Source organism: Oscillatoria salina IIICB1, from assembly GCF_020144665.1.
In the GTDB taxonomy this organism is placed as follows: domain Bacteria; phylum Cyanobacteriota; class Cyanobacteriia; order Cyanobacteriales; family SIO1D9; genus IIICB1.
In genome coordinates, this window is the sequence record NZ_JAAHBQ010000014.1 from 1 (window position 1) to 25,880 (window position 25,880).

At 42.4% G+C, this 25,880-nt stretch carries 23 protein-coding genes; 14 read left to right on the forward strand and 9 right to left on the reverse strand.

Annotated elements, in window-relative coordinates; translation table 11 throughout:
- Positions 1 to 25 precede the first annotated feature (25 nt).
- Positions 26 to 301 carry a hypothetical protein gene (locus tag G3T18_RS05240; RefSeq protein ID WP_318013932.1) on the reverse strand — a complete coding sequence of 92 codons (276 nt, stop codon included), beginning with the start codon at positions 299 to 301 and terminating at the stop codon, positions 26 to 28.
- A 297-nt stretch (positions 302 to 598) separates the two neighbouring features.
- Here G3T18_RS05240 and G3T18_RS05245 point away from each other — a divergent pair, with 297 nt between their 5' ends.
- Both G3T18_RS05245 and G3T18_RS05250 read left to right on the forward strand, forming a co-directional pair.
- Positions 599 to 1,312: a Crp/Fnr family transcriptional regulator gene (locus G3T18_RS05245; RefSeq protein ID WP_224409483.1), complete on the forward strand. Its 714-nt coding sequence runs from the start codon at positions 599 to 601 to the stop codon at positions 1,310 to 1,312.
- Positions 1,309 to 1,707 carry a PleD family two-component system response regulator gene (locus tag G3T18_RS05250; protein ID WP_224409484.1) on the forward strand — a complete coding sequence of 133 codons (399 nt, stop codon included), beginning with the start codon at positions 1,309 to 1,311 and terminating at the stop codon, positions 1,705 to 1,707. Before G3T18_RS05245 ends, G3T18_RS05250 begins: the two co-directional genes overlap by 4 nt.
- Before the next feature lie 52 nt (positions 1,708 to 1,759).
- On the opposite strand, the gene G3T18_RS05255 is transcribed toward G3T18_RS05250, so the two are convergent.
- The gene (locus tag G3T18_RS05255; protein ID WP_224409485.1) at positions 1,760 to 10,162 is read right to left on the reverse strand and encodes a DUF4114 domain-containing protein; all 8,403 of its coding nucleotides are present in this window, start codon (positions 10,160 to 10,162) and stop codon (positions 1,760 to 1,762) included.
- Positions 10,163 to 10,791: 629 nt separating this feature from the next.
- Here G3T18_RS05255 and G3T18_RS05260 point away from each other — a divergent pair.
- Both G3T18_RS05260 and G3T18_RS25710 read left to right on the forward strand, forming a co-directional pair.
- On the forward strand, positions 10,792 to 11,037 hold the full coding sequence (locus tag G3T18_RS05260; protein WP_224409486.1) for a UPF0175 family protein: 246 nt from the start codon (positions 10,792 to 10,794) through the stop codon (positions 11,035 to 11,037).
- Complete coding sequence (locus tag G3T18_RS25710; protein WP_224409487.1) at positions 11,034 to 11,192, forward strand: hypothetical protein; 159 nt, start codon at positions 11,034 to 11,036, stop codon at positions 11,190 to 11,192. The genes G3T18_RS05260 and G3T18_RS25710 overlap by 4 nt, the downstream gene beginning before the upstream one ends.
- A gap of 20 nt (positions 11,193 to 11,212) precedes the next feature.
- On the opposite strand, the gene G3T18_RS25715 is transcribed toward G3T18_RS25710, so the two are convergent.
- On the reverse strand, positions 11,213 to 11,440 hold the full coding sequence (locus G3T18_RS25715) for a hypothetical protein (RefSeq protein ID WP_224409488.1): 228 nt from the start codon (positions 11,438 to 11,440) through the stop codon (positions 11,213 to 11,215).
- Here G3T18_RS25715 and G3T18_RS25720 point away from each other — a divergent pair.
- A complete protein-coding gene (locus tag G3T18_RS25720; RefSeq protein WP_318013934.1) occupies positions 11,418 to 11,519 on the forward strand; it encodes a DUF3368 domain-containing protein in 102 nt (33 codons plus the stop codon). The two genes, G3T18_RS25715 and G3T18_RS25720, sit on opposite strands and share 23 nt — an antisense overlap.
- 64 nt (positions 11,520 to 11,583) lie before the next feature.
- On the opposite strand, the gene G3T18_RS05280 is transcribed toward G3T18_RS25720, so the two are convergent.
- The 3 genes from G3T18_RS05280 to G3T18_RS05290 form a co-directional block, all read right to left on the reverse strand.
- The gene (locus G3T18_RS05280) at positions 11,584 to 12,207 is read right to left on the reverse strand and encodes a cytochrome c oxidase subunit 3 (RefSeq protein ID WP_224409489.1); all 624 of its coding nucleotides are present in this window, start codon (positions 12,205 to 12,207) and stop codon (positions 11,584 to 11,586) included.
- A gap of 148 nt (positions 12,208 to 12,355) precedes the next feature.
- On the reverse strand, positions 12,356 to 14,038 hold the full coding sequence (gene ctaD / locus G3T18_RS05285; RefSeq protein ID WP_224409490.1) for a cytochrome c oxidase subunit I: 1,683 nt from the start codon (positions 14,036 to 14,038) through the stop codon (positions 12,356 to 12,358).
- Between the two features lie 81 nt (positions 14,039 to 14,119).
- A complete protein-coding gene (locus G3T18_RS05290; RefSeq protein WP_224409491.1) occupies positions 14,120 to 15,061 on the reverse strand; it encodes a cytochrome c oxidase subunit II in 942 nt (313 codons plus the stop codon).
- Positions 15,062 to 15,437: 376 nt separating this feature from the next.
- Here G3T18_RS05290 and G3T18_RS05295 point away from each other — a divergent pair, with 376 nt between their 5' ends.
- From G3T18_RS05295 to G3T18_RS05320, 6 genes are all read left to right on the forward strand, one after another.
- The gene (locus G3T18_RS05295) at positions 15,438 to 16,373 is read left to right on the forward strand and encodes a COX15/CtaA family protein (protein ID WP_224409492.1); all 936 of its coding nucleotides are present in this window, start codon (positions 15,438 to 15,440) and stop codon (positions 16,371 to 16,373) included.
- Positions 16,374 to 16,561: 188 nt separating this feature from the next.
- Entirely contained in the window at positions 16,562 to 17,503 is a 942-nt protein-coding gene (locus G3T18_RS05300) for a heme o synthase (RefSeq protein ID WP_224409493.1), read from the forward strand.
- Between the two features lie 376 nt (positions 17,504 to 17,879).
- On the forward strand, positions 17,880 to 18,500 hold the full coding sequence (locus tag G3T18_RS05305) for a hypothetical protein (RefSeq protein WP_224409494.1): 621 nt from the start codon (positions 17,880 to 17,882) through the stop codon (positions 18,498 to 18,500).
- Between the two features lie 87 nt (positions 18,501 to 18,587).
- Positions 18,588 to 19,556, forward strand: coding sequence for an alpha/beta hydrolase (locus G3T18_RS05310; RefSeq protein ID WP_224409495.1), 969 nt, complete (start codon positions 18,588 to 18,590; stop codon positions 19,554 to 19,556).
- Positions 19,557 to 19,764: 208 nt separating this feature from the next.
- Positions 19,765 to 20,784: an ABC transporter ATP-binding protein gene (locus tag G3T18_RS05315; protein WP_224409496.1), complete on the forward strand. Its 1,020-nt coding sequence runs from the start codon at positions 19,765 to 19,767 to the stop codon at positions 20,782 to 20,784.
- A gap of 155 nt (positions 20,785 to 20,939) precedes the next feature.
- Positions 20,940 to 21,833, forward strand: coding sequence for an ABC transporter permease (locus tag G3T18_RS05320; protein WP_224409497.1), 894 nt, complete (start codon positions 20,940 to 20,942; stop codon positions 21,831 to 21,833).
- 171 nt (positions 21,834 to 22,004) lie between these two features.
- Here G3T18_RS05320 and G3T18_RS05325 read toward each other — a convergent pair whose 3' ends face one another.
- Together G3T18_RS05325 and G3T18_RS05330 are read right to left on the reverse strand one after the other, a co-directional pair.
- The gene (locus G3T18_RS05325; protein ID WP_224409498.1) at positions 22,005 to 22,349 is read right to left on the reverse strand and encodes a DUF5615 family PIN-like protein; all 345 of its coding nucleotides are present in this window, start codon (positions 22,347 to 22,349) and stop codon (positions 22,005 to 22,007) included.
- A complete protein-coding gene (locus G3T18_RS05330) occupies positions 22,346 to 22,645 on the reverse strand; it encodes a DUF433 domain-containing protein (protein WP_224409499.1) in 300 nt (99 codons plus the stop codon). Before G3T18_RS05330 ends, G3T18_RS05325 begins: the two co-directional genes overlap by 4 nt.
- Before the next feature lie 247 nt (positions 22,646 to 22,892).
- Here G3T18_RS05330 and G3T18_RS05335 point away from each other — a divergent pair, with 247 nt between their 5' ends.
- The gene (locus G3T18_RS05335; protein ID WP_224409500.1) at positions 22,893 to 23,267 is read left to right on the forward strand and encodes a hypothetical protein; all 375 of its coding nucleotides are present in this window, start codon (positions 22,893 to 22,895) and stop codon (positions 23,265 to 23,267) included.
- 45 nt (positions 23,268 to 23,312) lie between these two features.
- Here the strand turns inward: G3T18_RS05335 and G3T18_RS05340 are convergent, their stop codons facing one another.
- Entirely contained in the window at positions 23,313 to 23,750 is a 438-nt protein-coding gene (locus G3T18_RS05340) for a peroxiredoxin (RefSeq protein ID WP_224409501.1), read from the reverse strand.
- Between the two features lie 85 nt (positions 23,751 to 23,835).
- Here G3T18_RS05340 and G3T18_RS05345 point away from each other — a divergent pair, with 85 nt between their 5' ends.
- Entirely contained in the window at positions 23,836 to 24,246 is a 411-nt protein-coding gene (locus G3T18_RS05345; protein WP_224409502.1) for an Npun_F0494 family protein, read from the forward strand.
- Between the two features lie 60 nt (positions 24,247 to 24,306).
- Positions 24,307 to 25,797, forward strand: a complete 1,491-nt coding sequence (gene cobQ, locus G3T18_RS05350; RefSeq protein WP_224409503.1) for a cobyric acid synthase CobQ — start codon at positions 24,307 to 24,309, stop codon at positions 25,795 to 25,797.
- The last annotated feature ends 83 nt before the right edge of the window (positions 25,798 to 25,880 follow it).

A 25,880-nucleotide genomic window follows, 5' to 3' on the forward strand; every position in this document is an offset into this window, starting at 1 on the left:
TGCAGGAGAGGGGTTGGGGGAGAGGTTAACGATGTACTCGAATGCGCTTACTTGGATTTTGTTTTCTAATCCAAGAAAGGAATTTTTGCATTTGTGGTTCGCTTTTCAGTTTTTCAATTGTATTGAGGTTTTGGGCTAAATATTTATTATCAAAAAGAGCGTGGATTTGTCGATGACAAGCCGAGCAAATATCCGTAGTTGGACCAGCATTAGCTTGTTTGCGTTTGACGCTTTGTTTTGGGACAAGGTGATGGACTGTCAAATTGTCCGTTTTTCTTTCGCATAACTCGCACTTCATCATTAAAAATTTTATATATATTTTTCTATTATAGCTCATTTGACGAGCCAAAAATTTAAATTTCTGTCAAAATAAAAATGACTTGTGACCAAACCGAGCTAGAGCGAAATTTATTTTCAAGATTGGTAAATTTAACCAGAGTTAAGGACGATTTCGTACTGAAGCTAAATAGAAGTTTGAATTAAACTAAAGACAATTAATAAATAAAATCCCGATCCTGTAACTAAAAATGTATCAGGCGATCGCTGTTAGTCGGGATTGACCCTATCATGAGGAATAAATATTAAAGCGTTTTCTCAGATGGCTCATAAAAATCATTTACTAGCAATCCTGACAGAGCAAATGTACGATACACTAGCTCCTAATTTACACCAAGTTTCACTAAATCGCGGCGATATGCTGCATTTACCAAACGAAACTATTAACGAACTTTATTTTCCGATTGATTGCTTGCTTTCGATAACAATTACCATGTCAAATGGTGCGACAGCAGAAACAGGGGTAGTCGGCAACCGGGAAGTGATTGGAATAAATGCTTTTATGGGTGGAAGAGAAACCACCCAAACTGAATATGTAGTTCAGATTGCCGGAACTGCGATGAAGATCGATGCGGAAATAATGCGTCGAGAGTTCCAGAAAAACCAAGAATTGCGCGACGTAATGTTGCGTTATACCCAAGCTTTCATTGCACAGATTTCCCAGAGTGTTGCTTGTAACCGCCTTCACCAGATCGAACAAAGACTTGCGCGTTGGCTGTTAGAAGTACAAGATCGTATTAATTCGGACGAGCTTATTTTAACCCAAGAATTAATTAGTAATATGCTGGGCGTGCGGCGTTCTGGTGTCACCCAAGCTGCGCAAAAACTTCAGGAGGAAGGTTTAATCAGTTACAGTCGCGGTCATATTCAGATCCTTAACCAACAGAAACTAGAAGCAAAATCTTGTGAATGTTTTGAGGTGGTAAGGGATGAATACGATCGCTTGCTGGGAAGAAAAAACAGGGGTAAAAAATGAGTGTTCCACAAGAGAAATTAAAAATTTTGCTGATTGAGCCAGATGAAGAAGTGCGATCGCTATTAGTCGAAAATCTCAGACTCAAAGGCTATCATGTTTTCCTAGCGATCGACGAAGAAACAGCCCTAGCCCGCACCAGAGATGGATGCGAACGCCCCGATTTAATTTTACTCAATCAGGTAGGCAAAACTATCGACGAGTACATGGAAATGGGTATCCGCATCCGCGAAAACGCTCAGGTATCGGTACTCACGCCAATTGTTGTTATAGCGGAAAAATATGGCATAGAGTTAGAAGGTAGCGATATCAAGGTTGGCGAGAATAAGTACGTTACCTACCCAGAAGATGCCGAACAATTAATGAATCTGCTAGATCGGCTCTGTAATCCATCTTAGAATTGGTAGAGACGCTGCAAGCAACGTCTCTAGATCGCATCTGTGGGAATTTTTATGTGGTAGTTGTTTCCACAGGAGGTAAGATAACTTGGACAGTGTAGTCCTCGAAATCCGAGTCACCTAAATTCGGTAAATCTTCAAAACCAAACGTATTATCTCCTAACAAACGAATATGGTCAGAATCATCCGGGTTAGCATCCAAGAAGGGGAAGTAAGCAACCGGAATTCCCTCTAGGAGTTCATTACCAGGATTTTCATCCAAGAATTCATCCCTGGTACCACCAGCAATAATATAAGGTGCGAGCAAACCTTGTAGAGGTCCGGGTATAGCTTCTTCATCCTCAAAGAAGCGAACCGTATTATTAGCGATCGCTGCTTCAGCGTAACCTTCATCTCCTGGTTCGAGTCCGCTAATTAAAGTTCCATCAGTGTCAGCGACAATATAGAAGCCAATCGTATTATCCAAAGCCGCAAAACTATTCAGGTCAAATTCCGCTTCCACTGTTTCTGGCGATCGCAAATCGATCAATTCAACAATTCCTTGGGGTCCAGTTCCCCTGGGTGCGGGTAAATCGTTCGCCACCTCTACTTCCATCAGCACATCGTTAAAATCTTGGTCACCACCACCTAATAAGTCTTCCCAAGCGAAAGTAAATTTCTCCTCTCCTGCTTCGGGAACGTCGAAGTGAGGGGAACCATCGAGATTAGCTTCCGGAATCGCAAAGAAGACATCAGCCGTTTCTCGTCCCGCATCTAAATCTTGGCGTACTTGGTCGATACTACCATCAGACACCAGGAAGAAAACAATATTTGCACCACCATCAAACGTAATTTGGCGAGTAGATTGCAAATCTTGCAGTACAGTGCGCGGTAAAGCGGTGAAAATCGACCGTCCTTGGTTAATCGCCGCCCGGACATATTCTTCCGAACCCGGAGAAATTCCATTAATCGTTCCTTGTGAGTCATCAGCAATAACATAACCAATTTCATTGACATGGTTCGCATTGCGTTCGGTAAACGTAAACAACAGTTGAGTTTCCCCAGCTTCCTCAGAGATAAAGAAGAGATTATTATCAGTGCGGTTGAAAATTTGGTCATCATCAGTGACTTCCACTTCAACCTGAGTAGGTTCGACTTCTAAATACTCTTCCGCACTACCTTCAGCCACCGTATGAGTAATAATCCGAGTACGATTTCCTTCAGGTTCATTGTCATTTTCCACACTTACACTAATCGTGCGTGGTTGGTCAAAATTTTCCGGAGTAAAGACAATCTCATTACCAGAAGCGCCTTCAATTTCCACCTCATCATCGTCAGCACTAAGCTCAATAGTCACATTAGCACTAGGACGATTAGAAAGAGCCAGGGTATAAGTATCGCCATCACCACCCTCAACAACTTGAGTATTGTTGTCAGATTCATTAACAATCAAACCAAAGTCATTATCGGTGACATTAACAGTAATCTCTTGAGTCGAGACACCATCAACAGCGATCGCCTCATTAGTATAGCGATCGTCACTGCTGCTAACCATGTGCAGAATTGTACTGGTATGTTCGCCTTCTACTTCCTCATCATCTACTCCAGTCACATTCACCACTTGCGGTGTATCAAAGTTCTCCTCGGTAAACACCAGCGAAACCTGATTTCCGCCACCATTACCTAAATCCGTCTCCTCATCCGGGTCAAGAATTACCGTCACTTCACCCACCGGTGCAGTAGTTAAGACCACTGAATAAGTATCGCTAGTACCACCTTCAGCAACGCTAGTATTACCGCCAGTTTGGCTAATCGCCACACCCGCATCATCATCGAGGATATTGACAGTTAATTCACCCAAATTCTCGCCATCAATATTAATCGGGACATCATTGTTGTTATAGTCAGGGTCATCACTACTGAAACTAAACGAAACCGTACCCGTGTGGGAACCTTCAACTAGCGAATCATTGAGCGCCCGCACGGTAAACTCCTGAGAGAAGAAAGCATTATTCGGCGTAAACGTCAGCGTCAGCGTTCCATCTTCCCCTGCATCAACCAGTTCCACCTGGTCATCGGGCGTAACCGTTACCGTCACCTCACTGACAGGAACGCTATTTAACCGCAGCGAGAATGTATCCGTGTCGCCACCTTCGACCACAGTAGCATTACCATCCTCTAAGGCAACGTTCAAAGCGGCGGTATCATCATCGCTGATTTGAACATTAATATCGGGAATCTCAAAATTTTGATATTGAGGGTCATCGCTAGTGACGCGATGGAAAAGAGTAGCACTTCTGTCTCCCCGATTGGTTTGGTCATTCGGGAAAGCTGCCACATTCACCGTTTGTGGGTCAAGGGCGCTTGCGTCATCCTCAAATGTAAGCGTAACTGGTTGACCTGCGCCGTTTCCCAGGTCTACTTGGGCGTTACTAGGAGTGACAGTAACGTTAACTGCGGCTTCAGGAATCGTATCCAGACGAACCGTATAACCATCAGTTTCGCTACCTTCGACAACAGCAATACTTCCAGACTCTGGAGAAGCAATAATTCGCGCCGTATCGTTATCTTGGATTGTTACCGACGCATCATCGATACTAATGTTGTTGAAGCGAGGGTCGTTACTAGTGACAGTATGAGTAATCCGAGAAATTCGTTCGGCGTTGTCTTGAGCGATGTTGTCGTCAAAAGCTCGCACCGTAACCGTTTGCGGATTTAAAGCATTTTCCGGGGTAAAGGTGAGCGAAACAGGTATTCCCGGACCGCGTCCGAGGTCGAGTTCGTCGCTAGGTGCAACCGAGATAGTGACATCATCTTCGGGAACAGAATCGAGGCGAAGTTCGTAGGAGTCAGTACCACCACTTTCGCTGACGATAATTCCTTCGGTTCCCGAACCTACTAAGGCGTTAATAATTACATCGCCAGTGTCATTGTCTTCGATATCAACAACGAGTTGGTTGGTTTGTTCGGAGATTGGTTCACCTTCATCGTCATTTTCCCCGGTAAAGACAGTAAATTGTACATCCGCACCATTGTAGTCAGGGTCTGAGGAATTAACTCGGTGGATAATTGTTCCGGTGTGGTCGCTTTCTAAATCATCGTCCTCGATCGCTTGAACGGTGACAACTTGCGCTTCGTTAAAGTTTTCTGGGGTAAACGTGAGGGTAAGGGCGACCCCAGCACCGTTACCGAGGTCGATTTCTTCGTCGGGGTCAACAGTAACGCGGACGTTAGCGGTAGGTTGACTGTCGAGGCGAATTTCGTAGATGTCAGTATCGCCAGCTTCGGAAACTTCAGTATTACCGAGGGTTTGAATAATACTGACACCAGGAGTATCGTTATCAGCGATCGCTACTTGCAATTCGTTGGTGTCTTCACCATCGACGCTGATATCTACTTCTTCTCCTGAGTAGTCGGGGTCGCTACTCTCGACTTCATGAATTAGTCGCCCAAAGTGGGGTGTATCTTCGGCTAAAGAGTCATCAAATGCGCTGACGTTAACGGTTTGGGGAATATCCCAATCTTGGGGAGTGAATGTTAGCGTCAGGATACCATCATCGTTTGCCCCTTCTAAGAGTAATTCTTGGTCGGGGGTAATTGTAACTGTTACTTCGGCGATCGGTTGACGGTTCAAAACTACGTCATAAGTATCAGTTTCACCTGCTTCTGAAACTTCGGTACTTTCGTCAGTTTGAGTAATACTGACACCAGGAGTATCGTTATCTTCGATTTCAATCTCGAATTCGTTAACTCGTTCGCCATCGATCGTTTGACCGATCGCTACTCCATCAACGCTAATGGGAATTGTACTACGAAGATATTCCGGGTCAGTGCTAGTTACTGTCACGCTGACGATTCCAGGATCGGGATTATCTTCATCCTCTCGTTCCGTATCGTCAAACGCTGTCACTGTAACGATTTGCGGTTCGTCGAAGTTTTCCGGCGTGAAGAATAGCGCCAGAGGATTATCTACTCCTTCACCGAGACTAATTTCGCCATTAGGGTCAAGAGTAACAGTCACATCAGCGATCGGTCGCTTATCGAGGCTAATTTCAAACGTATCAGTCGCCCCATCTTCAGTAATCAGGCTACTTCCTTCAGTTTGGAAAATACTGACACCAGCAACATCGTTATCGCGAACGTTAACCTGAAGTTCCCCAAAAGATTGTCCTTCGGTAGGTTCGCCATCAATCAGGATCGGAGTTCCACTGCGGTTTCCACCAACGATCGCCGTTTGGTAATCTGGGTCATTACTAGTAACAGTATGAACTAAAGTGCTGAAGTGGGGACCTTCTTGTTCTTCATCGTCTACCGCTTGAATATTAACTGCTTGGGGACTATCGAAGTTATCCGGGCTAAACGTGAGAATGATTAAATTACCCGGACCATCACCGAGGTTAGTTTCCTCATCCGGCTGAATCAAGACAGTGACATCATCTGTCGGTGCTGCACTGAGACTAACAAAATAGGTATCCTCTAGCCCATTTTCCGACACATTCGTGCTGCCATCAGTTTGTTCGATCAGTACCGCCGGATTAGTATCGTCAATATTAACCGTGAGCAGAGGAGTAGCCGCACCATTAATTAAAATTGGCGCTACACCCAAGTTATAATTTGGGTCATCGCTACGGAAAGTATGGATAATCGTCCCCGTATGTGGACCCTCAAACTCCTCATCAGCGATCGCCCGCACCCGAACATCTTGGTTGATTAAGGCATTATCGTTAGTAAAAGTAAATGTTACCGGATTACCAGCCCCAGCAAATTCCTCTGTCGCTGGGTCGAATAACTCAATTTCGTTATTCGGATTCAGAGTAACTTCTACCTCAACTTCACTGGAATCATCGCGTCGCGGGAAAGTCGCCAAACGAATCGAATAAGTTCCTTCACTACCCTCATTAATATCCAGTTCTGGATCTTCAGTGATAATTACAGCCGGTTCGTCGTCATCCTCTTGACGCAACTCAATCGTCGGAATTGGCGTATCTTCATTGTTATAATTCGGGTCGCTAGTATATGTCACCGAGACACGGAAGCGATCGATTAAACCATCGCGATCGCGATCGAATGCTCCGACATCTCCATCGTCAATAAAGTCGATCGGTGCATCAAAGTCGAAATCATCGATTGGGAACAGCCAATCAGCAGTTTCAGCGAGAATTGCTTGTTGAAGATTTTCGGGATCGATCTCCGTAAGTCGGACGATATCGTCATCATCAACAGCACTAAGGATAAAGCTATCAAACGTATAGAAAAGAGTCCTTGCTGTCGAAATCGGGTGAAAAAGGAGACTAATCAAATCGCCTTCGTCGCGATTATCCTGCGGTCCTACAGTTAAAGGAATATTCTCTGGTAGTAAAGCCGCCGAACCACGAGGAATAATTCGGTCTACCGGGTCGCCAAAACCAGGATTAGCAGCATTAAGGATATTTTCTACTTCACCAGTTACAGGATCTTCGCGACGAAAGATCGTTTCTGTAAGTCCAGGTAAAAATGCTGATTGTGCTTCTACAAGTTCTCCGGTTTCCGGATTAATAGTTAGGTAGGGTAAATCGATCCGAGTATTTTGATTACTGGGGATGATGCTGTAGAAAAAGTATCCGTCACTATCCCCATCAATGATGGGAATAGTTTCCAGACGAACATTATAGGAACCGCTATTGCCTTCGCTAATAATCAGACTACCATCGGGAATCGAAGTATCGACGGTGGCAAAATCATCATCGAAAATATTGACTGTGAGGCGATTACTGATAGTACCATCTTCAAAGACGATCGGTAGATTTGATAAAGCCGGATTGTTACTGGTGACTGCGTGCTGGATAACGCTGATTCGGTCTGGGGGATTAGGTTCACCTGGTTCTGGGTCAACGTTTTGGTCGATTTCGTCGTTCGATGCGAGGACGTTAATCGTTTCGATGAGGTCATCCGCAGTAAAGGTCACTTCCACTGGTCTACCCAAACCACCGCCGATTTCCAGGTTCGGAAATGAGGTAGGAAATTCGGGGAAAGGATCGAATTGATCGCTTCTACTGGCGACTACACTGACGGTTTCTCCAGGTTCTAAGTCAGCGTTAACCAGTCGGAGACGGTAGCTGAGTAATTCTCTTTCACCGAGATTGACTTCGTTGGTGGAAATTTCTTCAACAATGATTCTCGCTTCGGTGTCGTCGTCGAGAATTTCGACATTGAGAGTATTGCTCAGATTGCCATTAATACTGACTTTACCTTGAGACGCTCCACTAAAGCGGGGATCGGCACTACTGAGGGTTTGGACTAAACTGACAATTTCGTCTTCTTGGTCGGGATCTTCTACTCCCGTGAAAGTAACGGTTTGCGGTGTATCGAAGTTATCCGGGGTAAAGGTAAGGTTGAAAGGAACGCCAGCACCGTTACCTAAATCGATAGCGTCGCTGCTAGGTGTGACGGTGAGAGTAACGTTAGCAGTTGGTTGTAGATTCAGCCTTACTTGGTAACTACCAGTGTTGTCACCACCTTCAAGCACGGCGACATCGGGGTCTTCGGTGGTAATTACTGCTCCGGCATCATTATCGGTGATGTTAACTGTAATGTCACTTACCTGATTGCCGTTAATCAGGAATGGAACCCCCGGACCGTAGTTTACATCAGGAGAAAAAGACGCGATGGAAATGGTGCGGACGCGATCGCCCTCAAGCACGTTATCGTCTTCTGCACTCACCGTCACTGTTTGCGGTTGGTCGTAATTTTCTGGGGTGAAGGTGAGTGTAATTGTTTCTTCTACTCCATCACCAACATCAATTTGAGCGCCGGGAATGAGATCGATTTGTACTTCGTCATCGGGAATTGTAGCTAATTGGATCTCGAAAGTGTCGGTGATTTCGCCTTCAACGATGTTAACGGTTTCACCTGTTTGAGTAATGATGATTCCCGCTTCGTCGTTCTCTTCAATATTGAATCTGACTTCGTTCGTGGTTGAACCATTGACAATGAATGGGACATTTGCTCCTGGTGCGTAGCGAGGATCGGTCAGTATGTTATCCGGAGTAGTAATTTCGTGGGTAATTAACCCAATATCTTCTGGGTCAATAGTGGCATCGTCAAGAGCCGTAACAACCACAGGTTGGCTGAATTGAGCGTTATCAGTAGTAAACCTGAGTCTGATTGCTTCGCCCGGATTAGCCCCATTGAGGCTAATTTCTTCGTTGGGAGTCAGCGTAATAATAACGGTAGCGTCGAGATTGTCATCGCGACGGGGGAAGGTAGCAAGGCGAACAAAATAGGTAGCTGAGTTTCCACCTTCGGTGACAATGCGCTCGTCTTGAGTAATTGTCACTGCGGGTACATCGTTATCTAATTGAGTTACTTCGATTGTGGGAACTAACTCGTTATCGATCAGATCGTCTTGTAGATAGTAGTTGGGGTCAGATTGAATTGTAGTGCTAGCAAGGACTTGGTCTGTGAAACCATCACCATCCCGGTCAAATCTTTGTATTTCATCGGGAGTAATCACAAAATCAATGATGGTTTCATTAATAAATTGATCGATTAACTGTTCAGTGCGCTGGATAATTTGCTCTTGAGGAATTTCTGCATTATCACCGAGGATTTCTCTTAATTCCGCGATCGCTTCGTCTCTAAATCCATTGTCGTTTACTTCTATTTCCTCGGTAAATGTAGCTTCTGGCAAAAAGTCATGAAAAATCCTGGCGATCACTTCGCCTTCGTCGCGCAGGTCGTCTGGTCCGACGCTTACGGGTATAATTCTGGGGTCGAGAATGCCATTTCCCCCGAAGGCTAAATCCTCTGTACCGAGAATTCTCAGAATCCCACCACCAAGAAGATTTTCGGTTCCAGCAATATCAACTACTTCACCAGTTAATAAGCTGATACGCTGATCTGCGACACCAACACCAGTTTTTTGATTGTTAATGTCGATCCTCATGAATATAGGAGCAATGGGAATTGTTTCTAGCCGGATTTGATATTCTCCATTCCCATTTTCATCCAGGACAATTACACCTTCGGGTGGAGAGGTATCTATCTCTGAGAAGTCGTCATCGAAGAAATCAATATTTACTTGACGATTCTGCGTATTTTCAATAAAGATATCTGCGTTAGAGATAGCAATATTAGTGTCAATAATTTCAAACGTTAGCGTTGCAAAACGATCTGGCTCGCTAATATCGTCAAAAATATTATCGATATTCCGGTCAATATCGTCATTGAAATCAAAAATCTTGAGCGTGCGTGTCTGGGAAATATCCTCTGTACGCGAGTTAAAATCATCAATTCGGAAACTAAAATCTTCTCCCGGTCCCGCACCAACATCAACAAAATCAGAATTATTGTTAATCCTAATATCAACAAATTCACCTTCTGCGAGGTCGATATCTTCGATACTGACTTCGTAAGTTAAAACCTGACCTTCATTGAGGTTGATATCGGAACCTAAAAGTAGATTGGAAGTGATACTGTTAATTCTTACTTCAGCCATGATGAGATTTCCTTAGTTAATAGGTGGTAGATGATGGTCAGTTACCAGTTATCAGTTATCAGTTATCCGTTCTTTGTTGGTTGTTGGTTGTCGGTTGTCGGGTGGTGGATAGTTAAGACTCGTCAATAATCGATCGATCTAAGAGTTCCCAATCCGCGATCCGCTGTTACCAATCTCTAGTTCAGTTTATTACTTTCGGTATATTTTCTTGCTCTTGACCTGTTGGTTCATAGCAACCTCGACTTAGCAGTGAGCAATGACAGAGGGGTAAATCTGCCCCAGTTTACTATTTAATAACCAAGCTAGCTAGCTAGTTTTCCGCTCGTCTGGACAATAACTTGAGGTTCGTCGGGGTAAGTCAGCCTCAGTTTACTGTTTAACCACTAAGCTAGCAAGTAAGCTAGTTTTCCGCCCGTATCTACAATAACTTGAGGTTTGTCAAAACAGTAAAATAATTTAAGTGTATCAATTTTAACTTTTTCTGGGAAATGTCAACAACTCACTGTTGGCTTCATTGAACATATTTTTACATTTTTGTCAATGCTGCTGAAGTAAGATATAATAATCTTCAAGCAAAAATGAGCAAGCCTCCCCAGGCTTAAAAACAATTTTTTGTTAGCAAAAATCCGATGAGCGCCTTAATTCCTGATGATATTCTCCAAGCAGCCCGAATGACAGAGGCTGAACTAATAATCGAAGTAGCTATTATGCTTTATAAACAAGAAAAAATTAGCAGTGGAAAAGCTCGTGCTTGGACGGGATTAAGTGTAATTGAATTTCAAGAAGAACTTGCTAAACGTGGACTCACCATTAATTATGATGTTGAGGATTTTCAAGAAGATTTGAAAACTTTACAGTATCTAGATTTGTTGTGATTGTAGTTAGTAATACATCACCAATAACTAATCTAGCAGCTATAAATCAGCTACAGTTGCTACGAGAACTCTACGAGAATATAGTAATTCCAACCGCAGTATACAATGAAATGGTTGGTTTAGATAAGTTAGTACCAGGTGCGGTAGAAGTTTAAACTTCAGACTGGATTCAAATTCAAACAATTGCAGATCGTAGCCGACTTATAGAAGTAGGGGAAAATATAGATTTAGGTGAAGCTGAAGCAATTGTTTTAGCTTTAGAACTAAAAGCTGATTTATTACTAATAGATGAGCGTCGAGGTAGAGAAGTAGCAAAAGCTAATAAACTGAATGTAGTCGGTATATTAGGTATTTTACTACAAGCAAAACGCAATGGCGCGATCGCTGCGGTTAAACCTGTCATGGATCTTTTGATTGGACGGGCAAAATTTAGGATTAGTAGTCAATTGTACGCTGAAATTTTAAAAGCTGCTGGTGAATAGTTTCATTTTCAAAGTAAAAGCGATCTTCACAACGAAGATCGCTTTGATAATTTCTTAGCAAAAACTAGGGTAGTAAATAAACTAAAGTGAAAAGTACCACCCAAACAACATCGACAAAATGCCAATAAAGTTCTGATGCTTCGACACCAAAATGTTCTTTAGCAGAATAGTGTCCGGATTTGCGAGAACGAAAGAGAACAAACAAAATTAGTAATAAGCCGACGGTAACGTGCAAGCCGTGAAATCCGGTTAAAACATAGAAACAACTGGCAAATAAATTAGTTGTTAAACCAAATTCCAAATGGCTATATTCGTACAATTGTCCGGCTAAGAAAATCGCCCCCATGAGTGCAGTTAAAGCGAACCAAACTTGTAACCCTTTGTTGTCATTATTTTTAATTGCACTTTGACCTTTGTGCATGACAAAGCTGCTAGAAATCAGGACGATTGTGTTAATTCCGGGTAGCAAAAGTTCTAATTCGGTTCCTTCTGGGGGAAATTCCGGATACATTACTTTGTAAATGGAAAAAGCAGCAAATAAACCGAGGAAAATCATTGTTTCAGCGATGAGGAAAATGACCACACCAAACATCCTAAAGTCAGGATGTTCTTCGTGATGCGCTCCTGGTTCTACTTCGTGATGGTAATTAAGAGCAGTTTTGGATTCGTCAATTGTTGAACCTTGCATAAATTCCTTTTTTTGCAGTAATTTGACTAAGGAGAAAAGGTAGAAGTTTAATTTTTTGCTGCTAATTTGCCAATCTAAACCTAGGTGTGGGTAGGGGCGCAAATGACTGCGCCCAAATAGTAGAGAAATTAGATTTTAACCTCTACCTTTAGCTAGATTCGCCTTGAACTTCGGTGAGTAATTCTTGAACAGTGCGATCGCCTTCTAAAGTTTTTACGTCGATACCGTAATCGTAGGGACCGGACCACAAAATCGGTTCTTCTTCAAAGTTTTCGATAATGGGTGGTGAAGTTGTTTGCCATTCTAAGGTTAGGGCTTTCCAAGGATTGCGACCTGCTTTTTCTCCTTTAATTAAACTCCAAAAGACGTTAATAATAAACGGCAAAGTCGAAACTGCCAGGACATAAGCACCAATTGTCGCGATGACATTCAAAGGCTGGAATTGGGGGTCATAAAGTGCAACTCGGCGGTTCATTCCTAATAAACCGAGTTCGTGCATCGGCATAAAGGTAAGATGTACGCCAATGAAAGTGAGGGCAAAATGAATAATACCCAAAGGTTCGTTGTACATTCGTCCGGTGACTTTCGGGAACCAGTGATAAACGCCAGCGAATAAGCCTAAAACACTGCCACCAAAGAGAACATAGTGTAAATGGGCGACGACAAAATAAGTATCGTGGACGTGAATGTCAAAGGGTACAGAAGCGACCATTACGCCAGTTAAGCCACCGATGAGGAAAGTAGAAACAAAGCCCAAACCGAATAACATTGGAGAATTGAGACTAATTTTACCGCCCCAAACTGTCGCACACCAGCTAAAGACCTTAATTCCCGTCGGTACGGCAATAATCATCGTCATTGCCATAAAAAACATCCGCAACCAGCCAGGAGTACCGCTAGTAAACATATGGTGCGCCCAAACTAGGATACCGATAAAAGCGATCGCCATACTCGAATAGGCGATCGCGCGATAACCGAAAATTGGCTTGCGCGCATGAACGGGTAGCACTTCGGAAATTACCCCGAAAAAGGGCAAAATCATGATATAAACTGCTGGGTGCGAGTAAAACCAGAACATATGCTGGTAAACAATTGGATCTCCGCCACCACCAGGATTAAAGAAGTTGGTTCCGACAATCAAGTCAAAGGAAAGCAAAATCAAAGCTGCGGCTAAAACTGGTGTCGCAATCAAGATCAAGCAAGAAGTCGCAAAAATCGACCAGCAAAACAAAGGCATATCGTAGATTGTCATTGCTGAGATTCGCATCTTCCAAATGGTGGCAATAAAGTTAATTCCCCCCAAAATTGAAGATGTTCCCAACAATAACAAGCTCAAAATCCAAATTGCTTCGCCCGCTTCACCACTAATTAAGCTTAAAGGAGGATAAGAAGTCCAGCCTGCTTGGGGCGCCCCGACAAAAAAGCTACTCAGCAAGAAGACACCGCCAATAGGAATCAGCCAAAAAGCGACGGCATTCAAGCGCGGAAATGCCATATCTTTTGCCCCAATCATCAGGGGAACCAGATAGTTAGCAAAACCTGCACCTGCGGGAACAATCCATAAAAAGATCATGATTGTCCCGTGCAAGGTAAACATTTGATTGTAAACTTCGGGAGTGACAAAATCGGGGTCGGGAGTTGCTAACTCTGTACGCATCAAGCCAGCTAAAACTCCGCCAATGCCGTAAAAGAAAAATGAAGTAACGAGATATTGAACGGCAATAACTTTGTGGTCGGTATTGAAGGTAAAGAAATCTTTCCAAGTACGTTGATTTTCTACTGCTTCAGCAGGTTTGTCAGTAGATTGAGGTTTTTCGGTTTTTACACTCATAAGAAATTGTTTAAGATGCCAAACTTGGGATTTGCAATTGGCGATCGCACTAGAGAATAAATTGGGGGAAAGCGATCGTCTTTAGTGATGATGTAGCTGGGTTAGCTGGGCGAGAGTTTCTTGGTTAATTCCCATTTCTTCAGCGTAGGGAGCAAGAAATTCGCGATCGCTAAGATTGCTAGCGACTGCTCGATCCCAGTTGTTAGCATTGGCGACTTGGGTTTGTTCTTCAACCCATTTTTGGTAATCTTCTTCACTTTGGACGAAGAGTTGAGATTTCATCGCACCGTGATAGGCACCGCAAAGTTCGGCACAAATAATCGGATAAGTTCCGACGAGAGTAGGTGTAAAGCGGATTTCTGCTTCTCTACCGGGAATAGCATCTTGTTTGATCCGAAATTCTGGCAACCAAAAAGCGTGAAGTACGTCTCCGGCGGAAAGGTTAAGTCTGACTTCTTTTCCCACAGGTACGTGCAATTCTCCGGTAATTACGCCTGTATCGGGATAGGTGAAAATCCAAGCGTACTGAATGCCGTTGACGTTGACATTCAGATAGGGTTCTTTACCTTGATTTTCTGGAGAAGCGCCTAATCCGAGGGCGAGATCTTTTTGACTAGGATCGAGAGCAACGAGTTGTTGAGGTCCGGGATCGTGGGAACTCATGGGATCGAGTCCGCCCATTTCGTTGTAAACCTCAAAGCTGTAAATAGAAATAACCAAAACAATGATGGTGGGGATCGCTGTCCAGACAATTTCTAGCGGGACGTTACCTTCGATGTTCGGACCGTCGGTTTCGTCTCCTTGGCGTCGGCGAAATTTAATCGCTGTATACACCAATACTCCTTGGATCAGCAAAAATAAAGCTGTAGCAACAGTCATCATCAAGTTAAAGATGCTGTCTACGGATTTGGCTTCTTCTGAAGCCGCTATGGGCAGCAGTCCGTGATTTTGACCGTACCACAAACTGGGTAGGACGATCGCGATCGCGACCGCAACAATGATGATTGTGTTTGTTTTTTTCACGGGTTTTTTCCCTTGACGATCTGACTACTTGGCATTTTTCTCGGATGCTTGTGAAACTGCGACTCGTTTGAGTTATTTGTGTTTTTGTCTTATCGCAGCCGTCCCTCTACTAAGGTAAGACATACTCTCCTGGGTTGCGAATATTTCTCGCGATCGCGACCGCAAATAATCTCGCTTTTTTGTCAACTTTTGTTACAGGTATCCAGCCTGATACCTTTGTTTCCCCAAGCAATCTGAAGAATACCTAAAGCAATTTCGCTTACAGCACAGGCTGATTACAGTGTTAGGTAGAAGTCGGCAAACTTTTTAACTAGGATGCTAGTTTGAAAGAGAGTCGTTACTCATTTATATCTTGACACAAAAGGCAAATAATGCTATGGCTGAATCAGTGCTTCCCAAGCAGAGAGAAACCCACTCCCAGCGATCGCGAGCTAGCGATCTTCTACGTGGTTTAGTGTGGAAGATCGCGATCGCGACACTGCTATTAATGGCGATAGGTAGTGCCACGCGAGTGATGAACGCAGGACTTGCTTGTCCGGATTGGCCCCTATGTTACGGGCAGCTAGTACCCACTCAGCAAATGAATCTGCAAGTATTTCTCGAATGGTTTCACCGTCTTGATGCTTCCTTAGTAGGATTTAGCGCGATCGCCTTAGCTGGTTTATCTTGGTGGTGGAGGCGCGAATTACCCAAGTGGCTGCCTGGGGCTGCCACATTTGCTTTATTTTTGATTGTCTTTCAAGGTATTCTCGGCGGACTGACAGTTACCCAGCTTTTGCGCTTTGATATTGTTACTGCTCATTTAGGCGCAGCCTTACTATTTTTCTGCACGCTGATCGTCATCGGAACAGCCCTCGGCGATTATAAAGGAACTGGAACTGCTGGTAAACTATCCTGGGTTAGTTTAACCGCCGCAATTTTAGTTTATCTCCAAAGCTTACTCGGAGCTTTAGTCGGTTCCCGTTGGGCATTACATCAATGTTTCGGCGCAAACCAACTTTGTACCGTGATGAACAGTCACATAATTGGCGTTTTCCCCGCCACAATCGCTACAGTAACAGTAGTCGCGATCGCGTGGCGCACAATGGGATTACATCCAGCCCTAAGAAAACTGGCTAACCTAGCTGGTGGATTAGTTGTCTTGCAAATTCTCCTCGGTGTTGCTACCTTCTACTTGCACCTGCAAGTCGAACCCCTAACCGTCACTCACCAAACCGTAGGAGCAGCATTACTCGGTTGTTTAGTTGCCTTAACAGTTTTAGCACTACGCGATCGCACGATCGCCTCAAGCAAGTTAGCGATCGAAAATTAGCGATCGTCATGCTGCGAACAGTTGACAAGTTTGCCCGATCTTAACTTTCAATCCTCAAACAAAAAAATGTTTAACTGTTCGCCACTAACAAATTTTCCTGTCTCGCTCCTGTTTACTAAAAACTCAGCTCGCGATCGTTTGCTCCCACACAAATAAAGTTTCAAAAATAAGGAATTTGGTACTAAGTAATGACAGGCATCAGTATTGCCCGCCGCAACTTCTTACAAGTAATCAAAAGCTACTACCAATTAACCAAACCTCGGATTATTCCGTTACTGCTCATTACCACCGCAGCCGCAATGTGGATCGCCTCTGACGGACAAGTAGACACTTTTCTCTTATTCTCTACTTTAATTGGAGGTACTTTTGCATCTGCTTCTGCCCAAACTTTCAACTGCATTTACGACCAAGATATTGACTATGAAATGAAAAGGACGCGCAAGCGCCCCATTCCTTCCGGTCAAATTCAACCTCGTCACGCACTCATTTTTGCTCTCATTTTAGCAATTCTTTCTTTTACAGTTTTGACTGTCTTTGTTAACCTCATCAGCGCCCTTTTAGCCATGTCCGGCATTATTTTTTATCTGCTGGTTTATACTCATTGGCTCAAACGTCATACCACCCAAAATATCGTTATTGGCGGTGCTGCTGGTGCAATTCCTCCTCTAGTAGGTTGGGCGGCTGTTACCGGAGATTTAAGTTGGGCTGCATGGCTTTTATTTGCAATTGTTTTCCTTTGGACACCTCCCCATTTTTGGGCATTGGCGTTAATGATTCGCGATGATTATGCTCAAGTAAATGTGCCAATGTTACCAGTAATTGTCGGTGAAGAAAATACCGTTAAGCAAATTTGGATTTACACTCTGATTGTCGTCCCGACAACTTTTTTACTCATTTATCCTTTAGGCGTTTCCGGGATTTTATACGGCGCAATTGCTGCCTTACTCGGAGCAGCTTTTCTTCGCAAAGCATGGCAATTGAAACAAGCACCACAAGATAAAGATTTGGCAAAATCGATGTTTAAATTTTCCATCCTTTACATGATGTTATTGTGTACCGGAATGGTAATTGATAGTTTGCCCGTCACCCATCAGTTAATTGCTGTGGTTGCCGATGTAATTTTTGTCTAAAATTTTTCCTGTAGAGACGTTGTATCCAACGTTTCTACAAGGCAATTTGGTTGAGGAAAAATTAAGGTTTAATTTACTTCAAATTAATTCAGCAAAGATTTAACAGAAAAAGCTTCCCCAAGCTGATCGCAAGTTGCGTCCAGAGATAGTATACTCAAAAGACGATAATCTGGAAAAATGTCATCCTGAGCGAAGCGTTCGCGAACGCTTCGCTCAGGATGACGTAAGATTAAATGAAAAAGAAGTTGTATCTAGATATTTCATTGAGTTAAATATTTTAGTCTCTGTACCCCTACTATATTTAAGTGCAACTTAGTATTATCAGTTTATTTAGCCAAATCTGGTAAATTTGTCAAAAAGATAAGGAGCTTCAGCGATGGCATATAGCAATTTTAGCTTAGCTAAAGTCAAACAAGAATTTAATTTAACTATTCAGGAAATCCCTAACTTATTTAAAGATATTGAAACAGTAAAGCCATCAAAAATTTTAACTGAACTTTTACAAGAATATATTCCATTAGCAACAGCAATTGGCACAGAAAAAGCCCGTTCAGAGTTTCTCATTGCTCCTATTTTAAGTGAAGTCAGAAGACAATTTAATTACCAAATTAGTTTATTTTCTGGTACAGATTTTAATGTCGATCTTGAAAAAGGACTGTTAGGTTATTGTGATTTTCTCATTAGTGCGTCTCAAGAACAATTGTTTATTAGCGCCCCGGTAATTACAATTGTTGAAGCTAAAAATGAAAATATTATTGGTGGATTAGGTCAATGTATCGCCGAAATGTTAGCCGCACAAATATTTAACCAACGTCAAGAAATTGAGATTTCAGTTATTTATGGTGCAGTAACCAGTGGAACAAATTGGCGCTTTTTGACTTTGCAGGAAAACCTGGTTTGTATTGATTTAAGGGAATATTATATTAATCAAATTGAGAAGATTTTAGGGATTTTATTGAGCCCCATTCAAGCTTATTTGTCAAGGGTTAATCAATAAAAAAAGAAAATGATTAGGAGAGTATTTGTTAGAAAATGCTAATCAGTCGAGACAGATCCAGCAACTTATCTAAAAAATTAATTTTTAATGAATATCCCCATAAATTTATTAATTATCTCGATTACAACCAGTTATCATTTCATTGCTAGTATTCTCGAACGGCGAAAATTTCAGCCACCAGGTAAACTAATTGATATTGGTGGTTATAAACTCCATTTATACTCAAAAGGAACAGGTAAACCGACAGTAATAATTGACCATAGTTTGGGTGGAATTGATGGCTATTTTCTCATCGATGAACTTGCGGAAATCACCCAAGTGTGTATTTGCGATCGCGCCGGATATGGCTGGAGTGATTCTAGCCCTAAACCTCGCTCAAGTCAAACAATTGTCCGAGAATTAGATCCATTATTAAACCTAGCTAAAATTGAACCACCTTATATTTTAGTCGGCGATTCTTTTGGTAGTTATAATGTCAGGCTTTATGCTCATCAATTCCCAGAAAAAGTAATTGGGATCGTTTTGGCAGATGGGCTTCACGAAACAGGTATATTAAATATGTCGCTTAGTTTGCGAGCCTTAAAATTATTTTTTATGTCCGGATTTCTGATGTCTATTTTTGGCTCAATTTGGGGAATTGTCAGAATTTTAGGAACAATAGGAATATTTGAATTACTTAAACAAGAACTGCGTAAATTTCCCAAACAAATCTTACAGCCAGTTAAAATTTCCTTTTATCACTATCAACATTGGCTGACAATGTGGCGAGAAATGTGGAATTTAAACGCGAGTAGTCGTCAAGTTAGTCAAGCTAACAATTTCGGCGATTTACCAATTATTAATATCAAAGCGAAAACTTTCTTTAAACGCTCAATTTGGAACTTTTATCTCCCGATTACAGCCGCCGACAAGTTACGCGACAAAATGCACTGCGAACTGCTAAAATTATCCACAAATTGTACTCAAATCCAAGCTAGCAAAAGTAGTCACTTTGTCTGGATAGACGAACCCGAAATTATTCTCGCAGCGATTCAACAACTTCTAGCAAATAGATAAAATCCAGAAAAAATAACTGCAAAAATAAAAGTAGAGACATTGCATTTTAGTCTCTACAAATTTCCCTAGACAAAATCGCCAAATTCTTCCTCCTCACGTCAGTTGACAGAGGTTACCCCTCTAGCAAGCTTCCATTGTTCCGATTACAATTTACAATAAAAGAAAAGATTGTTTAGATTTGTAACTAGGCTGAAGGCATAATTATTTTATGGCATTCGCTGTTTTAATCGAAAACCTACAAAAGAGCTACGGTGAGATCCCAGCCGTGAAAGATGTCTCATTTCAGGTAGAAAGAGGCGAAATTTATGGACTTCTGGGTCCCAACGGTGCGGGAAAAACTACAACGATTCGCTGTCTCTGCACCTTAGCTAAACCCGATCGCGGTAAAATTGAGGTCTGTGGAGTTTCTGCAATTGACAACCCAAGGGCTACCCGACGCAGACTCGGCTATGTCGCTCAAGAAGTCGCCTTAGATAAAGTCTTAACTGGGCGCGAGTTGCTCCAACTACAAGCTGCACTTTATCACCTTCCGGGGGCAACGAGCAAGGAACGAGTTAACCAATTACTACAACTTTTGGGTTTATCAGACTACGCGGATAAGAAAACGGGAACTTATTCGGGTGGTTTACGCAAGCGTCTCGATTTAGCTGCGGGTTTGTTACATCAACCCGACGTGCTAGTTTTAGACGAGCCAACGGTAGGATTAGATATTGAAAGCCGGGTGGTAGTTTGGGATTTTTTGCGTAAATTGCGCGAAGCAGGGACAACGGTACTCATTACTAGCCATTATCTCGAAGAAATCGACGCACTTGCCGATCGCCTGGCGATTATTGACAAGGGTAAAATTATTGCTGAGGGAAGTCCTTCTCAATTAAAGGATAAACTAGGCGGCGATCGCGTAACTCTCCGCATTCGAGAATTTTCTACCCATGAGGAAGCCGAAAAAGCTAAATCTCTGCTTCAAAGTTTACCTTTTGTCGAAGAAGTTATTATTAATTCGGCTCAAGGTAACTCGCTTAATTTAGTCGTAACTCGGCAAAGTAATCCTCTCAGCAAAATCGAAAAGTCTCTCGAAGAAGTGGGTTTACCAATTTTTAGTATGGCACAATCTCGCCCTAGTCTTGATGATGTTTATCTCGCGGCTACTGGACAAACTTTGATGGATGCAGAAATTGCTGCTGCTGGTAATCGCGATTTGAAGAAAGAAAAGAAAATGCAAATGAAGTAGGGATTGGGGACTGGGGATTGGGGACTGGGGACTGGGAATTAGGTAAATTAATAACTACTAACCTTTCACTGGTCACTAATAATTCCGAACTACCTAACACTAAATGCCTAATTTTTGTTCATTTTTCTGTTTGAGATTTTGGTTAGAAAAATAAAATGAGTCAATCAATTACACCAGAAAAATTCAACATTAACTTATCGCCAAATGGTGAAAGCACTGCTGAAGTTAAAGCTGGTAATCCGGTTAGCGAATTTATCCAAGAAACTATAGCTTTAACTAAACGTTTGTTTATCCAATTACAACGCCGTCCTTCGACATTAATAGCTGGCGTAATTCAGCCTTTAATGTGGTTAATTCTCTTTGGTGCTTTATTCTTAAATGCGCCGCAAGGATTGTTTGGGACGGAAATAAGCTACGGCAAATTTTTAGCTCCTGGAGTAATCGTTTTTACCGCCTTTTCTGGAGCTTTAAATGCAGGTTTACCTGTGATGTTTGACCGCGAATTCGGTTTTCTTAATCGTTTGTTAGTAGCGCCTTTAGCTTCGCGATTTTCCATTGTCACTGCTTCGACAATTTACATTATCACCCTGGCATTTATTCAAACAGCAGTAATTGTTGCAGCTAGTGCTTTCTTAGGTGCAGGTTTACCTGGATTAGGGGGATTAAGTGCGATCGCGTTAATCGTTTTCTTGATTGTTTTGGGTGTAACTGCACTAAGTCTCGGTTTGGCTTTCGCTTTACCAGGACATATTGAATTAATTGCTGTAATCTTTGTTACCAATTTACCATTACTTTTTGCTAGTACCGCCTTAGCACCAATGGATTTTATGGCAAATTGGTTGCAGTATATTGCTAGTTTAAATCCTCTGACTTATGCGATCGAACCAATTCGCTATATTTATCTTAATGGCGATTGGGGTTTGAGTAGCACCGTGATGCAAACACCTTGGGGTGGAATTAGCTTCTTGGGAGTGCTTTTGGTATTGCTAGGGTTTGACGCGATCGTTTTATTAGCAATTCAACCTTTACTACGACGGAGATTTGCTTAAAGTTTGATTGGTAATTAGATATTATCTGATGAGAAAGTTACGGAAGTCTTGTAAGGCTTCCGTAATTTTTTTTGCTGTGAAGTAACAGTAAAGTAAAATTGAGTTAGTGTATTCTTAAATTTAGCTATTGAATGCTCAACCATCATTAGGTATTAGACATTCGCCCGGTTGTCAAACATACAAAAGCTGATTAAAAATCTCATCTGCTGTCAGAGTGTTGAGAATAATACCAACTCGTTTAGCAACTTCATAAGCATTATTTTGAGGCGTTATAATAATGCCTGAATGCTGTTGTTTTGTCTGGATGTAACTCAGGTGCAATCTTTCATAGTCTACTCGATTATGGGTCAATAGACAGCGCTTTTCTTCAGCAGCATAAGCCAATTGTTCCGCATCCGAGTAACCTGTCATCTCAGCATCAAGAGTTGTTAAAACATCCAAACCTCTACTTTTGAGAAGAGTGGCGACCAAATTAGCAATATCTTCATCAGTGTAGAGTGACGCAAAGATTTTCATTCTCTTTCTGTTTCTAAGACTTTGCGAACTGCGGGATGAATAAGGTCATCTGGGATGCGGTTTTGTTCGATATAAGAGTTGATTTCAACTTGGTTATCTAAATAAAAACTCAGGGCATCAAAAACTTGAGCGAGGGTAAGCTGAGGATACTGAGTCGGAATTTCTTCAGGAGGAGTCCCATTACGCCACAATCCAACAATAGCTCGTACTGAAGTGCGAGTCCCCATGATAATAGGTTCGCCGCTTAAAATATCTGGATTGCGAATAACGTATCGGGAAATGGCTTTCGTCGTCATCAATAAAACCTCATTGGGAATAGTTAGTTTTCATTGTAGTACAGTGTCTTGTCTGACTAATCTGAAAAGCGAAGAAAGTCAAAGTAGTCTTCTAACAACAAAAGTGTAATTCTCCTAGGGAATCTGAACTAATTGTGCTCATTTTGAGCAATAAATAATTTTAGCAAAATAAAAAACTTGTTGAGGAGGAGGCTGAAATTGCTAAAATTCTACTTATACTCTGAAGAAAATTGTTTGACAAGTTGGTATGAGTAACAGAATCAAGTTTGCTTTATTTACCAGCCAGCAGGTAGCGAAAATCACACTTAGCCTTAGTATTGCTGGTATTTTGTCTTGCGTGGGACAAAGTGCAACTTTGGCTCAAAATGTAGACCCCCAGGAATCAGGAGTCTATCAATCTAACGAAAGAGATAGTTTGTCTGGTAGTTTCGGAGATGGTTCGTTTAATCCTTTCGATTTGATTCACCGAGCAAATTTAAATAGCGATCGCTCTTTGGATGAGTTTCGTCAAGAGTCAGCAGAAAATCTCAACAATGCGGCTGATGAATTTCGCCGCTTGCAATTGGAGCGAATGCGCTCTGGACAACAAAATACTACGGAGAACCAAACAAATCAAAATTAAACTAAATTAGGGTGGACAAGATCCACCCTAATTTATTTCAGCAGACTATTTGCTCATTGTCGCCAGGAGATCCCGAGCGTGAGTGTCAGTCTTGACTTTCTCGTCAGTATGGATGATGGTTCCTTCACCGTCAATAATGTAGGTGACGCGCTTGGAATAACCACCTCCTTCCACATCGTAAGCTTTGGTAATTGCACCGTTGGTATCAACGAGCAACTGGAAAGGTAAGCCGTACTTTTCTTTAAATTTTTTGTGCGATGCTTCGTCATCCATACTTACACCTAAGACGACAATTTCTTTCCCTTGATAATCGCTGTAATTGTCGCGGAAGCTTTGAGCTTCTTTGGTACAGCCAGGAGTATCGTCTTTAGGATAGAAATACAAAACGACGGTTTTACCAGCAAAGTCAGAGAGGGAAACAGTTTTGCCTTCGTCGTCTTTAGTAGTGAAAGACGGTGCTTTAGTACCAACAGATAAAACCATAACTTTTTTTGTTTTGCCGTACAGTAAATTTTCTCTCTAAATTTTACAATAATTAATAAAATTACTCAGTTAAGCTACCTCAAGCATGACTTATAGCCCAAGTAAAACTGTCCAATCGATTCAATATAGCGATCGCGCCATCAAGCGAGGAGAAAGAGCTTTGTGTTGTTCGCCTTTCAAATTGTCTTTATTCGAGGCGATGGCTAGCCAAAGCATTCCTTTATTGCAAATTGTCGGCGAAAATGGATTAGAGCAAAGTTATACGACGCGATCGCTCTCGGAATTAGCGACGGAAAATAATTTACTCTGGCTAATTAATGTCGGTTTACTTAGGCGAGAAGTAGACGGACAAGGAATTACCGATAGTTTTCGCTTAACTCCTTTAGGACGAAAATTAGTCAATAAATGGCAAAATCGCGGCGGTACTTTGCCGAAACCTTCTTGGTTAGATCGCATCTATAATTGGTTAAATCGACGGTTGAGGTTGCCAATTTAAAGTCGAGTAGACTATTTGTGGATCAATAAATTTCTAGCTCCGACACAGCCATTGCCGACTATGAAAGCAATTATGGTCGTGGGAACTACCTCCCACGCAGGAAAATCTCTGCTCACAACCGCTCTGTGCCGCATTCTCTGGCGACAAGGTTGGCGAGTCGCACCTTTTAAAGGGCAAAATATGGCATTAAATGCTTATGTTACCGCTACAGGTGGAGAAATAGGCTATGCTCAAGCGGTACAAGCTTGGGCGGCTGGAGTATCTCCTTGGGTGGAAATGAATCCAATTTTGCTCAAACCTCAAGGTGATATGACTTCTCAAGTAATTATTAAAGGTCAAGTTGTCGGGAAAACGAGAGCTTCTCAGTATTACAAAGAATATTTCGCTCGCGGTTGGGAGGCAATTGTTGAATCCCTACAAAAATTAGCTGGAGAGTTCGATTTAGTTATTTGTGAAGGGGCGGGAAGTCCGGCGGAGATTAACCTCAAACACCGCGATTTAACTAATATGCGGGTAGCTTTGCATCTGAATGCGCCGACTTTGTTAGTAGTAGATATCGATCGCGGCGGTGCTTTTGCTCATGTAGTCGGTACGTTAGAATTACTCGAACCAGAAGAGCGATCGCTGATTAAAGGTGTCGTCATTAATAAATTTCGCGGACAGCGTAGTTTGCTCGAACCGGGTATTAAATGGTTAGAAGAACGTACTAAGATCCCAGTGGTGGGAGTCCTTCCTTGGATCAACCAGATTTTCCCCGCAGAAGATTCTCTGGATTTACTCGAAAGACGATCTCACAAAACGGAAGGGGAAGTAAATATTGCCATAATTCGTTTACCGAGAATTTCTAACTTTACCGACTTCGACCCCCTGGAAGCTGAACCTACTGTAGTCGTTAAATATATTAGCTTAGGGCAATCTTTAGGACATCCCGATGCAGTTATCATTCCCGGTTCCAAAACAACAGTCTCTGACGCGATCGCGCTGCACGAAAGTGGGATGGCAACTCAACTACAACAATACGCGGCTGCGGGCGGTACAATTATGGGAATTTGTGGTGGCTTTCAAATCTTAGGTCAAACTATCTCCGACCCCCACGGAATTGAAGGCGAACCCAACCGATATCCGGGATTAGGTTTATTAAAGCTGAAAACTACGATCGCTCCCCAAAAAATAGCCCGTCAGCGCAGCGCAATTTCTAACTATCCTCAAGCAGGTTTACCCGTTACTGGATACGAAATACACAACGGTCGTACTTTACCACTCTCTTCAAAATATCGTACCGAAATCCCTGATTTTGACTACCTTTTTGACGATCGAGGTTTAGGAGTTGTTAACCACGCACGATCGGTTTGGGGCTGCTATTTACATGGTATTTTTGATAACGGACCTTGGCGACGCGCTTGGTTAAATGTACTACGACATCAACGAGGTTTAACTGCTCTCCCTACTGGCGTTGCTAACTACCGCGAACAACGAGAAGCTACGATCGATGCTCTCGCCGACTTTGTCGCTGCTAACTTAGATTTAACCTCAGTTTTATCCACTGGTTGATAACAGTTATCAGTTACCAGTTACCACCCGAACAGTGACCAGTGACCAGTTATTCGCTAATTGCTTGTTGTCTCCCATCTCTA

What these genes read in the sequence shown, in the direction of transcription:
- G3T18_RS05280 (WP_224409489.1), bottom strand. Translation starts at nt 12,207, where the DNA reads ATGCAAGGTTCAACAATTGACGAATCCAAAACTGCTCTTAATTACCAT.
- G3T18_RS05325 (WP_224409498.1), bottom strand. Translation starts at nt 22,349, where the DNA reads ATGAAAATCTTTGCGTCACTCTACACTGATGAAGATATTGCTAATTTG.
- G3T18_RS05245 (WP_224409483.1), top strand. Translation starts at nt 599, where the DNA reads ATGGCTCATAAAAATCATTTACTAGCAATCCTGACAGAGCAAATGTAC.
- G3T18_RS05330 (WP_224409499.1), bottom strand. Translation starts at nt 22,645, where the DNA reads ATGACGACGAAAGCCATTTCCCGATACGTTATTCGCAATCCAGATATT.
- G3T18_RS05335 (WP_224409500.1), top strand. Translation starts at nt 22,893, where the DNA reads ATGAGTAACAGAATCAAGTTTGCTTTATTTACCAGCCAGCAGGTAGCG.
- cobQ (WP_224409503.1), top strand. Translation starts at nt 24,307, where the DNA reads ATGAAAGCAATTATGGTCGTGGGAACTACCTCCCACGCAGGAAAATCT.
- G3T18_RS05305 (WP_224409494.1), top strand. Translation starts at nt 17,880, where the DNA reads ATGGCATATAGCAATTTTAGCTTAGCTAAAGTCAAACAAGAATTTAAT.
- G3T18_RS05300 (WP_224409493.1), top strand. Translation starts at nt 16,562, where the DNA reads ATGACAGGCATCAGTATTGCCCGCCGCAACTTCTTACAAGTAATCAAA.
- G3T18_RS05315 (WP_224409496.1), top strand. Translation starts at nt 19,765, where the DNA reads ATGGCATTCGCTGTTTTAATCGAAAACCTACAAAAGAGCTACGGTGAG.
- G3T18_RS05250 (WP_224409484.1), top strand. Translation starts at nt 1,309, where the DNA reads ATGAGTGTTCCACAAGAGAAATTAAAAATTTTGCTGATTGAGCCAGAT.
- G3T18_RS05255 (WP_224409485.1), bottom strand. Translation starts at nt 10,162, where the DNA reads ATGGCTGAAGTAAGAATTAACAGTATCACTTCCAATCTACTTTTAGGT.
- G3T18_RS05240 (WP_318013932.1), bottom strand. Translation starts at nt 301, where the DNA reads ATGATGAAGTGCGAGTTATGCGAAAGAAAAACGGACAATTTGACAGTC.
- G3T18_RS25715 (WP_224409488.1), bottom strand. Translation starts at nt 11,440, where the DNA reads ATGACAGGTTTAACCGCAGCGATCGCGCCATTGCGTTTTGCTTGTAGT.
- G3T18_RS05295 (WP_224409492.1), top strand. Translation starts at nt 15,438, where the DNA reads ATGGCTGAATCAGTGCTTCCCAAGCAGAGAGAAACCCACTCCCAGCGA.
- G3T18_RS05345 (WP_224409502.1), top strand. Translation starts at nt 23,836, where the DNA reads ATGACTTATAGCCCAAGTAAAACTGTCCAATCGATTCAATATAGCGAT.
- ctaD (WP_224409490.1), bottom strand. Translation starts at nt 14,038, where the DNA reads ATGAGTGTAAAAACCGAAAAACCTCAATCTACTGACAAACCTGCTGAA.
- G3T18_RS05320 (WP_224409497.1), top strand. Translation starts at nt 20,940, where the DNA reads ATGAGTCAATCAATTACACCAGAAAAATTCAACATTAACTTATCGCCA.
- G3T18_RS05310 (WP_224409495.1), top strand. Translation starts at nt 18,588, where the DNA reads ATGAATATCCCCATAAATTTATTAATTATCTCGATTACAACCAGTTAT.
- G3T18_RS05260 (WP_224409486.1), top strand. Translation starts at nt 10,792, where the DNA reads ATGAGCGCCTTAATTCCTGATGATATTCTCCAAGCAGCCCGAATGACA.
- G3T18_RS05340 (WP_224409501.1), bottom strand. Translation starts at nt 23,750, where the DNA reads ATGGTTTTATCTGTTGGTACTAAAGCACCGTCTTTCACTACTAAAGAC.